The sequence below is a fragment of the Bradyrhizobium sp. AUGA SZCCT0105 genome, from assembly GCF_018129565.1.
Taxonomy (GTDB): Bacteria; Pseudomonadota; Alphaproteobacteria; order Rhizobiales; family Xanthobacteraceae; genus Bradyrhizobium.
The window spans coordinates 253,922-266,019 of record NZ_JAFCMK010000007.1; the positions used below are offsets into that span (position 1 = coordinate 253,922).

Sequence of the window (12,098 nt, forward strand, 5' to 3'; positions counted from 1 at the left end):
ACAATAAGAACGCCACAGGGAGGCTCACGATGATCTGGAAGGCCATCACGGCAGCACTCGCGCTAGCGCTCGCGACACAGGCACACGCGGCCGACAAGAAGTACGGCGCTGGTACCAGCGACACCGAGATCAAGCTCGGACAGACCTCGCCATTCTCCGGCGCGGCGTCGGCCTACAGCGTGATCGCGAAGGTGCAGGCCGCCTACTTCAAGATGATCAACGACCAGGGCGGCGTGAACGGGCGCAAGATCAATCTGATCACGCTCGACGACGGCTACTCGCCGCCGAAGACGGTGGAGCAGACCCGCAAGCTGGTCGAGCAGGAGGAGGTCGCCGCGATCCTCAATCCGCTGGGCACGCCGACCGGCCTTGCGGTGCGCAAATATCTCAACGACAAGAAAGTGCCGCAGCTGTTCGTCGGTGCCGGCGCCACGCTGTGGGGCGACTATCAGCATTATCCATGGTCGATCGGCTTCCAGCCGTCGTACCAGGCCGAGACCGCGGTCTACGCCAAATATGTGCTGACCAACAAGCCGGACGCCAAGATCGCGCTGTTCTACCAGAACGACGACGCCGGCAAGGATTACGGCAACGGCTTCAAGAAGGGCTTGGGCGCAGAGAACACCGCCAAGATGGTGGTGGCGGAGACCACCTATGAATCGACCGATCCGACGGTCGACAGCCAGATCGTGAAGCTGAAAGCCTCCGGCGCCAACGTGCTGTTCATGCACGCGATCCCCAAGCAGGCGGCGCAGGCGATCAAGAAGATCGGCGAGATCGGCTGGAAGCCCGACATGTTCTTCCTCGCGGCGACCTCGACCTCGGTGTCCTCGGTGCTGAAGCCGGCCGGCTTCGAATACTCGAAGGACATCATCTCGTCCTACTCGCTGAAGGATCCGAACGATCCGCAATGGAAGACGGATCCGGACGTGATCGCCTGGCAGGACTTCATGAAGAAGTACTTCCCGGACGGCAATCTGCAGGACCAGCTGATCGTCTACGGCTACGTGGTGGCGGAGGCGACGGTGCAGGTGCTGAAGCAATGCGGCGACGACCTCACCCACGAGAACATCATGAAGCAGGCCGCCAACCTCGACATCGCGCTGCCGATGTTCCTGCCCGGCATCAGGGTGAAGACCTCGCCGACCGACTACTTCCCGGTCGAGGCGATGCGGCTGCAGAAGTTCAACGGCGAGACCTGGCAGCTGTTCGGCGACACGATCGGGAATGATTGAGGCATGTGATTGAAGGCTGAACTATCCACATCGTCGTCCCGGCGAAAGCCCGGGACCCATTACCCCGACTGAATGTGTGGCGCGACGCTGGGGCCGCAGCCCGCTGCAACAACAGGCTGCGGTGGTTATGGGTCCCGGCCTTCGCCGGGACGACGCGGAGGTTAGACTCCCTTCGCCAACAACGACCGGGACGATGGGAGACTAAACTCCGCGCTCCAGCAACACCCGAAAATCCGCCCGCGCCCGCTGCGCCTCGGCGCGCGCCGCCTCCGACGCATCGCCAAGACCAAAGTAGCCGTGAATGAGGCCCTCGCCGGTATGATACGTCACCTGCACACCGGCCGCCTGCAACGCCTTGGCATAGGCATGACCCTCGTCGCGCAGCGGGTCGAACCAGGCGGTGGTGACCACAGCCGGCGCGACACCGGCGAGAGACTTCGCGCGCAACGGCGAGACGCGCCAGTCGGCGCCCTGCGCGGGATCTGCGAGATAATGCCCCGCGAACCATTGCATCGTCGCGCGCGTCAGGAAGTAGCCCTCGGCATTCTCGGCGCGCGACGGAAATTTCGCATTCTCGGCCGGATCGGCAAAATTGCCGGCCACGTCGGTGACGGGATAGACCAGCAATTGCCCGGCGAGCCTGATACCGGCATCGCGGCAGGCGAGCGCCGTGGTGGCGGCGAGATTGCCGCCCGCCGAATCGCCGGCGACGCCGACGCGGGCGAGATCGCCGCCGAATTCACTGAGGCGCGCGATCACGTCGCGGATCGCAGCGAACGCATCCTCGAAGGCGCCGGGAAAGCGCGTCTCCGGCGGACGGCGGTAATCGACCGAGATCACGACAGCGCCGGTCTCGATCACGAGGTTGCGCGCCTGGCGGTCGTGGGTCTCGAGATCGCCGGCGACCCAGCCGCCGCCGTGGAAGAAGATCACGGTCGGCGCCGTGCCACGGCCGTTGCGGTAGAGCCGCGCCGCGAGCTTGCCCGCAGCGCCGGCGACCGCGATATCATCAGCCACATCGACCGGCGGCGGCGGCACCTCCTTGCGCGCCTCGGCCAGCGCCCGCAGCGAATCGCGGCAGCTCTGCGGCGTCATGGTTGCGGGCTCGCGCAGCGGCAGCAGCGGAATGATCGTCTCAATGACGGGATCGAGCGGAAGCGGCATGGAAGTCCTTCAGTGCAAGATGAAAGGGATTGCAGCAGACGGCAATCTTGCCTCGCCCCGCTTGCGGGGAGAGGCCGGCGCGCAGCGACGGGTGAGGGGGACTCTCCGCGAGCCGGATGCCTGGAAAGAGCCCCTCACCCCAACCCTCTCCCCGCGAGCGCGGGGAGAGGGGGAATAGAGCGGAAGGCCGAATGAACTCGCCACGATCAACCAACCTGCTTCGCCAGCGTGCCGGCCTCGATCGCGGCGATCTGCAGCGCGATGAAGCGGCTGTAGATGCGGGCCTGCGAGAACGCGCCGCCGGTGAACCAGAGGCCGGGCTGCGGTGTGCGCCTCCACATGTTGCGCAGCTCCTGCGTCACCTCGTCGAAGCCCCAGACACGGCCGACGCGCCGGGCGACATCCTCGCCGAACAGCCTGCCTGCCAGATGGTCAGGGCCCTTGTAGCCGGTGGCGAGCACGAACAGCTCGGCGGCGAGCGACGTGCCGTCCTTCAGCGCGAGGCCATCAGCGGTGATATCAGCAATGTCGGCGGCCTGGATCAGGCGGACCTTGCCGTCGGCGATCAGCTCGGAGCAGCCGACATTGAAATAATAGCCGCCGCCGCGGGAGCGGAATTTCAGCGGCCAGCCGGTGCCGTCCTCGCCGAATTCGAGCCGGAAGCCGGCGCGCTCCAGCCGCGACAGCAACGGCGCATCGAGCCGCTTGACCTCGTCGGTGATGATCCGGTGCGCGATCTTCATGACCGGCAGCGGCACGCCGGAATTGAGGATGTCGCGCACCTCGATCGGCGGGCCGTCGCCGAGATAGGTCTTGTCGTAGAGCTGCGCCGGCTCGACATTGACCACCATGGTCGGACTGCGCTGAATCATCGTGACGTCGGCGCCGGCGGCATGCAGCTCCTGGCAGATGTCATGCGCGCTGGTGCCGGTGCCGAACACGACGACCGAGCGCCCGGCCCATTCGCGTCCTGCCACGAATGCGCTGGAGTGCAGCACGCGGCCGCCGAAGCGCTCGATGCCCGGGATCGTGGGGATATTCGGCGTGCCGCTGACGCTCGTCGCGAGCACGACGTGCTTCGGATGCAGCGTGCGCGGGCCATCGGTCCGTTGCAGCATCACCGTCCAGCGCTGCGTCATCTCATCGTAGCGCGCGCCTTCGAACGAGGTCTCGGTCCAGAAGTCGACCTCCATGATGTCGACATAGCTTTCCAGCCAGTTCGCGATCTTGTCCTTCGGGATGTAGTCCGGAAAGGTCTGCGGGAACGGCAGATAACGAAACAGATTGACCGGCGTCTTGTTGTGCAGCTTGAGGCCGCGATAGCGCAGCCGCCAATTGTCGCCGATGCGCTGCTGGCGATCGACGATCAGGGTATCGAGCCCGATCCGCTTGCACTCGACGGCGGCCGCGATGCCGGCATGGCCGCCACCGACGATCAGCACATCGGGCTCGCGGTCGGCATAGGCGCGCGAGGCCTGCCGCTGCTCCAGCCAATCGGGTGCGGCGAAATCGCGCGCGTGGGATTGTTCGGCGGTGTGCGTAGCGCGCGCGTCGCAGATGCGGTCGAAGTCAGGCATCGTGGAGAACGTCCACGCCGCGGAATTTCCGTCCGCGCCGCGCAACAAGCGGACCGCGCCGGTGCCAGGGCCATTCGCTGTGTCGAAGGTGAAGACCGCCTCGATCACCTCGCATCCGGCCACCACGGCCCGCCGCGGTATCAAGGCACGGTCGTCGAGACGAAATGCGCGCGCGTTCACGGCGGCAGCACGTGCGAGCAACTCGGCAACGACGCGCTGTTGCCCGCTGAAGGTCGCAAAATGCCAGGAGATGCCGAAGATGTTGCGCCAGTGGCTGTCGGTCGCGAACAGCGCGGAGAGAGCATCAAGGGAGCGGCTGGCGAGCGCCACATCCAGCGCGCCGATCCATCGCTCGGCTAACAGTTCAGGCGCATCCTCTGTAGCCGGGTTCAGTTTGTCCAGCATGATCGTGCTTTCTCAGGAGCAGTTGCCGACTATCTGACAACATGCTCCCGAAAAGCACAACCATCATGCCAAGACTCATGCAACGTGTTGCCGCAGCGAGTCCGGCTCGGCCTCGTCGGCGGCGGGCTCCGCCTGCACCGCAGGCGCCGCGGCGAGTTCCTTCGCAAGCGCAGTAGCACCGACATAGTCGGTCTTGCCGGTGCCGAGCAGCGGCACCTTGTCGACCACGCGGATGTCGGCGGGTACCGCGAGCTCGGAGGCGCCGACGCTCTTGGCCTGGCGCTGCATCGCGGCGCGATCGGCATTCCTCTCGGTGGTGAGCAGCACGATGCGTTCGCCCTTGCGCGCGTCGGGGATCGAGACCGCAACCGACATCGCCTGCGGCCACAGCGCCGATGCCATCGTCTCCACCGCGGAGAGCGAGACCATCTCGCCGGCGATCTTGGCAAAGCGCTTGGCGCGGCCCTTGATCGCGATGAAGCCCTGAGCGTCGACCGTGACGATGTCGCCGGTGTCGTGCCAGCCCTCGGGCAGCGGCTCGAGCACGCCTGGATTTTCGGCGCGGAGGTAGCCGAGCATCACGTTCGGGCCCTTCACCGACAGGCGGCCGCCTTCCTCGATGCCGGGGACCGGATCGAGGCGGTATTCCATCAGCGGCGAAATGCGGCCGACGGTGCCCTGGCGGTTCGCCATCGGGGTGTTCATTGCGAGCACCGGCGCGGTCTCGGTGACGCCATAGCCCTCGAGGAGGCGGATGCCGTAGCGTTCCATGTAGATCTGTCTGGTGCGCTCCTTCACCGCTTCGGCGCCAGCAATGACGAGCCGCAGCGTGCGGAAATCATAGGCATGCGCGGAGCGGGCGTAGCCGGTGAGGAAGGTGTCGGTGCCGAACAGGATGGTCGCGCCGGTCTGGTAGATCAGCTCGGGCACGATCCGGTAGTGCAGCGGCGACGGATACATGAAGATCGGGATGCCGCCGAGCAGCGGCATCATCATGCCGCCGGTCAAACCGAACGAATGGAACACCGGCAGGACGTTGAACACCTTGTCGTTGGCATTGGCATCGACCCGCGCCAGCGCCTGCGCCGCGTTGGCAAGGATGTTGCGGTGAGACAGCACGACGCCCTTCGGCGTGCCTTCCGAACCCGAGGTGAACAGGATGACCGCCGGATCGTTGGCCTGGCGGGCGACGCGCGGCGCGATGCCGGCGCGGAAGCCTGCGATCTTGTCGGCGAGGCCGACGTCGGCCCTGACGTCCTCGAGATAGACGACGCGCGCCTGGCCCGCCATCGCCGTGATCAGCTTGTCGAGCTTGCCCTTCTCGATGAAAGCCTGCGAGGTCAGCACGGTCTTCACCTGCGCCGCCTTCATCGCGGCCAGCACGTTGACCGGACCGGCCGAGAAGTTGAGCATCGCCGGCACGCGGCCGATGGTCTGCAGCGCCATGAAGACCACAGCGACGCCGGCCGAATTCGGCAACAGCACGCCGACATTCTCGCCGACGGCAGTGCCCTGCTCGAGCTTGCGGCTCAAGACCTGTGCGCCGAGGATCAGCTTGCGATAGGTCAGCTTGGTGCCGAGCGCGTCCTCAATGATCGGCTTGCCGGTATCGCGGTCGCGACAGGCATGGCCGAGGCCCTCGAACAGCGTCTGGTCGAGCATCGCGTTCTGGACCATGGCGTTGATCATGACGTCCTGCAGCGCGGCGCCGGCGGCATTGCGGCGCGCCTTGCCCTTCAGCGACTGGTCGATCGGCAGCTTCACCGGCGGCAGGATCGAGATCGTCACCTTGGGGAACCAGGAGCGCTTGATCTCGCCATTCTTGAGATAGCTGAGATGCGAACGCTGGGCGCCCTCGATGCGGACCGGAACGACGACCGCATCGGCCTTGTCGGCGATCATCGCGGTGCCGTCATAGACCTTCATCAACGAACCGGAGACCGTGATGCGCCCTTCCGGGAAGATCACGACCGGCTCGCCGGCGGCCACCAGCTTGATCAGGTCGCGCGCGGCCAGCGGCTTGGACGGGTCCATCGTGTAGTGCTTGATCATCTTCAGGAATGGCTTGGCCCACCACGCCTTGGCGATGCCGGTGTCGACGGCGAAGCTCGCGTCGATCGGCAGCATGGCGTGCAGCAGCGGGCCGTCGACCAGGCTGACATGGTTGGGCGCGATCAGCATCCGCGTGCCTGATGGAGGCAAATTCTCCATGCCGCGCACCTCGAGCCGGAACAGCGCACGGAACAGCAGCGCGCCGAAATCGCGCACGCCTTCCTTGCCCCACTTGTTCAGCACGAACCAGACGGTGCCGAAGCTCGCGATCGCAAGGCCGAAGAAGATCCAGGCGATCGGCAGGCCGGCAGCTTGCAGCGCGCCGACGGACACCGCGCCGGCAACCATGAAGCCTGCCTGCAGGATATTGCCGGCAGCGATGATGCGGGCGCGCTCGGACGGCGCGGTCCAGGCCTGCACGGCCGCAAACGACGGCACCACGAACAGGCCGCCGCCGAACGCGAACAGGAAGAAGTCGGCCAGCATGCGGAAGCCGCCGAACGAGGACGCGAACGCGGCCGCGGTGACGTCCCTGCCGAGCGAGGTGGTGGCGATAGCCCAGGCGAGGTCGAGGCCGATCACGCCCATCACGATGGCGCCGATCGGCACCAGCGCGAGATTCGGGCGAACATGGCTCAATTGCGCGGCGAACAGCGAGCCGGCGGCGATGCCGATCGCGAATACGGCGAGGCACAGCGTGACCACGCCCTCAGTGCCGCCGACGCCCTCCTTGATCAGCGCGGGCAGCAGCGACAGCACGATCGCGCCGACCATCCAGAACCAGGACACGATCACCATGCCGTCCCACAGCCGTTGTTCGGCATAGAGCGACTTCAACAGACGCACGGTCGAGGTCCAGGGATTCTTGGTGATCGGCAGATCGGGCGCGGAGGGCTGCGTCACCGGAATGCGCGACGCAAATCCCCAGGACAGCACCGACAGACCCACGACGGCGGCGCAGATCCAGCCCATATGGCTGGCGCCGGCGACGAACATGCCGCCCGCGATGGTGCCGATCAGGATCGCCATGAAGGTCGCGCCTTCGACCAGCGCGTTGCCGGTCGCGAGTTCGGAAACCGAGAGCTGGTCGGGCAGCACGGCATATTTCACCGGGCCGAACAGCGCGGCGACGATGCCGAACAGCGCCAGCGCGATGAACAACAGCGGGATCGAATGGGTGAAGAAGCCGGCCGCCGCAAAGGCCGCGGCGAAGATCTCGAAGAACTTCAGCCGGCGCGCGACGACGGACTTGATGTAGCGGTCGGCGAGCTCGCCGCCGAGCGCCGACAGCACGAAGAACGGAGCGATGAAGACCGCACCCGCGAGCTGGACCAGCGCCGGCCCCTGCTCGTTGGCGATGCCATATAGCAGCATGATGACCAGCGCGTTCTTCAGCACGTTGTCGTTCAGCGCCGAGCAGAACTGCGACCAGAACAGCGGCGCGAAGCGGCGGGACGTCATCAATTCCTTGATCATGACCGGTTCCTTGGGTTAGCGCGCACGGCGCTGGCAGGTCTGCGAATTCGGGTGGCAGAGAAGGGTGGGCGTGGTGAAAATGACGAAGATGCCGCAGCCTTTAGTCTTTTCCGCAACGTATCGGTTCGAACCAGCGCGGATCGGCCGCGCCGGGCGCCGCGACAATGCCCGGCAGAAATGTACGAGACCTTATCCAGGGTTGTGGTCGATCGACATCGAAACGGGCTCGCGAGGGACATAGTGAGTGCTTCGTTGAGGTTTCGGCGACAATTGCGGAGTGGGCGCGTCAGGTCAGATCACTCAAGCCGCCGAACGGTGACCATCGGCAGCGGCGTGACTTGCGCCAGCTACCCCGCTGGGCCGCCGGGCGCGGCGCGCGCCGATCGGCGCGCCGCTGCTCCAGCACGCCTGCGACGTCGCAGGCGCGGGCGATCCGCTCGATCGGCGCCATCGCCAGTGCGAAGATGGCGCGGCCAAAGCCCGCCACGAGCTCGATCGCCTCATCGACAAGGGTGGTGGTCAATTGAAGTGCTAGGGTCTGCATGTGAGTGGCCTCCTATGCCAACTTGAGCAACGCTCAAATTAGTAGCTCGAAAATGAACATTGTTCAAGAAGAAACGCGACGCGACCGGAAAAAACTTCAGCGGCGAGGTCTGCTGATCGAGATCGCGCGCCGGTATATTGCAACTAAAGGCCTGAGATCATTGAAGGTTCGCGATGTCGCCGAGGCCGCCGGCTGCTCCATCGGCAGCGTCTATAATGAGTTCGGCGACTTCGACGGCCTGATCCTGACTGTGAACCGGGAGACCGTTCAGGCCCTGACGGCCCGGCTCAAGGCGGTCCCGGCCGACGATCCCCTGCGCCAGCTGCACGGGCTTGCGGAGGCCTATCTCGGCTTCGCCACCGAGCACGCCAATCTGCTGCGCTCGCTGTTCGAGCACCGGATGGAACACGACCGGCCGTTTCCGGAAGATATCCTGGCGATGGTGATGGATGCCTTCGCGCTGATGCACGCGCCGCTGGTGCGGCTGTTGCCCGATCGCGACCCAGACGACGTCGCGCTGCTGTCGCGGATGATGTTCTCCGCGGTCCACGGCATCATTTCGCTCGGCCTCGAGGAGCGCATGGTCGCGGTGCCGCCGGAGCAGCTGCGCGAGCGCCTCGCGCAGTTCGTCGACACGCACCTTGCGGGATTGGGCGTCACGCGCGGCGGGTAGTCAGACCCGGGTGCGGGCGATCGTGCCGGCGACGATCTGCATGGCGACGCCGAGCACCCAGCCCGCCATGATCGCCGCGGTCCAGGCGATATCCGGCTCGCTGCGCAGCACGACGACACCGACCGAGAAGAACGCGACCATGGTCGCGAGGAAGGTACCGATCGCGCTCAGTAGCTCTGCCGCGTCGATCTTGCGCGTCGAGCTCCCGTCCTTCGGATGGAACAGCTTTGGCGGCGTGTCGATGCCGACATAGAATCCGATCGCACCGCCCAGCATCATGATCAGCAGGAACGCCTGCGAGGTCAGCGCCGACACGCTGGAGCCGACATGGATGGCGACGAACAGACCGCTTGCAGCCCCCGCCAGGGCAAGGCCGAAGCGCTCCAGGATATGGGCAAATTTTCTGACGCGGCTGCGCATTGCTGTGCCTCATCAATGAATTGCGCCACCGGTCAGGCTAGACCTTTTCGTTACGCCGCGAAAGTCGTCTCGCCTCAAATGGCCGCGACCTCGTGACGCTTTTGTACGCCAGTTCACATCTATCGTGGCACAGAATGACTAAATATCGATCCAAGGTAGCAATCGAATCCGCTACCACTACGCTGCGCCATCCGCTTCATTCATTTCAGCGAGCGTCATTTCAATGCCGAGCCCCAAGATCATTATTCTGTCCGACGGCACCGGCAACGCCGCCTCCAGCGTCTGGCGCACCAATGTCTGGCGGATATTCCAGTCGCTGGATTTGCAGGGCAACGCGCAGGCCGCCAAGTATGATGACGGCGTCGGCACGTCGTCCTTCGTTCCGCTTGCGCTGCTCGGCGGCGCCTTCGGCTACGGCCTTAAGCGCAATATCCTGGATGCCTACAAATTCATCTGCCGCAACTACGACCACCAGAACGATTCGCAGATCTACCTGTTCGGATTCAGCCGTGGTGCCTTCACCGTGCGCACACTCGCCGCACTTATCCTCGATCAAGGCCTGATCGTCGCCGGCACCGAAGCCGAACTGCACGACGGCGCGGTGAAGGCCTATCGCGCGTACCGGGCCGCAGGCTACCACTCCATCTGGCGCATCGAGGTGCTGTTCCGCGCGCTGCGCGACTACATCCTTGTGCCGATGCTGGACCGCCTTCAGCGTAACAAGCCTTATGCGGAGATCGCACGGAAGCCGGTGCCAGCGATCGAATTCATCGGCATCTGGGACACCGTCGCGGCCTATGGCCTGCCGATCGACGAGATGACACGCGGCATCTCGAACTGGGTGTGGCCGCTCGAGCTGCCGAACCGGATTCTCAGCCCGAAGGTCAAGTGGGCACGGCATGCGCTGGCGCTCGATGACGAGCGCACGACCTTTCATCCGGTGCTCTGGACGGAGCAAGAGCCGGGACAGCCCGCACCGGCCGTGCCGGCAACGATCGATGACGAGCGTCTCGTCCAGGTGTGGTTCGTCGGCATGCATGCCAATGTCGGCGGCGGCTATCCGGACGACGCCGTCGCATTCGTACCGCTGGCCTGGCTGGTCGACGAAGCCGTCAAGCGCGGGCTCGTGTTCAAGAGCGCGCCGATTGCCGATCCCGATGCGATCAAGGCGATCAGGTCCTCCGAGGACAAGGATGGCCGCCTCTATGATTCGCGGGCCGGCCTCGGCGCCTATTATCGGTACGGTCCTCGCAAGGTCGCCGACCTCTGCAACGATCCCTACGCCGGCGTCAGCGTGCCGATGCCGAAGGTCCACGAAAGTGTGTTCGAACGGATCGACAGCGGCGCCAACGCCTATGCCCCGCTCGGACTTCCGCCGAGCTATGTGGTCGTCTCCCGCAGCGGCCAGGTGACACCGCTGGGCACCACCACGTTTGAAACGCCCGCCGGCGCACCGGCGCGTCATGCCGCACAGGAGAAGCTGTGGAATTTCGTCTGGATGCGGCGGATCGCCTACTTCGCCACCTTGGCGGCGTCGCTGCATTTGGCGGCGTTCTGGCTGTTCCATAACCAGCACAAGGAGCACGAATTCAGCTCCTACGTCAGGATGATCTCGGAGCTGGTGCGCTTCATCGAGTCATTCCTGCCCGCTTCGTTTCATTGGTGGACCGATTGGTATGCCGGCAACCCGGAATGGTTCGCCGGCGGCATCATCGCCGTTTTCGTGCTGATGGCTGTGGGCAATTCGCTCAGCGCAACGATCAGCGACAGGATGCGGATCATCTGGCGTGATCGCGCGAACCCGACGCCGCTCTCCGGGATCGTGCACAATGCGATCTATCGCTTCCGGACCAGCACGATCTATCAGTGGATCCTCAATGTCGGGAAGCGGCATGTCGTGCCGTTTGCACTGACAGCCTTGCTGGTCTGGTTCGGCGCGACGCTACTCAGCCATTTGCTGTTCAATGCCGCAGATTCGATGGGCGCCTTCTGCAAGGGGAGCGCCGCCGACAAGCTCGTCGCCGTCGACAAGGGCATCCCGCAGGATGCAGCCGACTTCGACACCAACGCGATCTGCGCGCCGACCGGGCTCAAGGTCCGCACCGGATTCAAGTACGAGATCGCGATCACGATGTCGGAGCCATGGGAGGACGCCGGACGCGCGGTCACGCCGATCGGATACCGGACCTCGACCATCGAGGGCGCAAAGCGCTGGCGCGGATACGCCACGATCTTCCTGCGGCGCATCCTGTTCCGGCCATGGTTCAGGCTGATCGCCCGGGTCGGAGAGACCGGCGTCGACGAGTATTTCCTCGACCCGTTGCCGGCGCCGAACACCGACCCGCAGGTCTACAAAGCGCGGTTCACCGCCGATCGCAGCGGCGAGATCTTCCTCTACGTCAACCAGGCCGTCATCGGCCTGCCCCGGGTCTACAAATGGTTCTACGGCGATCACAAGGGCACGGCGAAGGTCACGGTGAAGTTGCTTTAGGCAAGCTGCAACCACGCCGGACCGGTCCGCACGGCGGGCGTGATCCATCTGTGATCCAGCC

At 65.0% G+C, this 12,098-nt stretch carries 8 protein-coding genes; 3 read left to right on the forward strand and 5 right to left on the reverse strand.

All coding sequences use genetic code 11. The features are described from left to right. Positions 1-29: 29 nt before the first annotated feature. A complete protein-coding gene (locus JQ573_RS30165) occupies positions 30-1,235 on the forward strand; it encodes an ABC transporter substrate-binding protein (protein ID WP_212311912.1) in 1,206 nt (401 codons plus the stop codon). A gap of 201 nt (positions 1,236-1,436) precedes the next feature. On the opposite strand, the gene JQ573_RS30170 is transcribed toward JQ573_RS30165, so the two are convergent. The 4 genes from JQ573_RS30170 to JQ573_RS30185 form a co-directional block, all read right to left on the reverse strand. After that, entirely contained in the window at positions 1,437-2,399 is a 963-nt protein-coding gene (locus JQ573_RS30170) for an alpha/beta hydrolase (protein WP_212311913.1), read from the reverse strand. A 206-nt stretch (positions 2,400-2,605) separates the two neighbouring features. Beyond that, positions 2,606-4,381 carry an NAD(P)-binding domain-containing protein gene (locus JQ573_RS30175; RefSeq protein WP_212311914.1) on the reverse strand — a complete coding sequence of 592 codons (1,776 nt, stop codon included), beginning with the start codon at positions 4,379-4,381 and terminating at the stop codon, positions 2,606-2,608. Positions 4,382-4,456: 75 nt separating this feature from the next. Beyond that, positions 4,457-7,909 carry an acyl-[ACP]--phospholipid O-acyltransferase gene (locus JQ573_RS30180; RefSeq protein WP_212311915.1) on the reverse strand — a complete coding sequence of 1,151 codons (3,453 nt, stop codon included), beginning with the start codon at positions 7,907-7,909 and terminating at the stop codon, positions 4,457-4,459. Between the two features lie 286 nt (positions 7,910-8,195). Beyond that, entirely contained in the window at positions 8,196-8,453 is a 258-nt protein-coding gene (locus JQ573_RS30185) for a hypothetical protein (RefSeq protein ID WP_212311916.1), read from the reverse strand. Positions 8,454-8,505: 52 nt separating this feature from the next. Between JQ573_RS30185 and JQ573_RS30190 the strand changes: the two genes are divergently transcribed. Further along, the gene (locus tag JQ573_RS30190) at positions 8,506-9,126 is read left to right on the forward strand and encodes a TetR/AcrR family transcriptional regulator (RefSeq protein WP_212311917.1); all 621 of its coding nucleotides are present in this window, start codon (positions 8,506-8,508) and stop codon (positions 9,124-9,126) included. Here the strand turns inward: JQ573_RS30190 and JQ573_RS30195 are convergent, their stop codons facing one another. Next, positions 9,127-9,546, reverse strand: a complete 420-nt coding sequence (locus JQ573_RS30195; RefSeq protein WP_212311918.1) for a hypothetical protein — start codon at positions 9,544-9,546, stop codon at positions 9,127-9,129. 223 nt (positions 9,547-9,769) lie between these two features. On the opposite strand from JQ573_RS30195, the gene JQ573_RS30200 reads away from it, so the two are divergent. Further along, positions 9,770-12,037, forward strand: a complete 2,268-nt coding sequence (locus JQ573_RS30200; RefSeq protein WP_212311919.1) for a DUF2235 domain-containing protein — start codon at positions 9,770-9,772, stop codon at positions 12,035-12,037. The last annotated feature ends 61 nt before the right edge of the window (positions 12,038-12,098 follow it).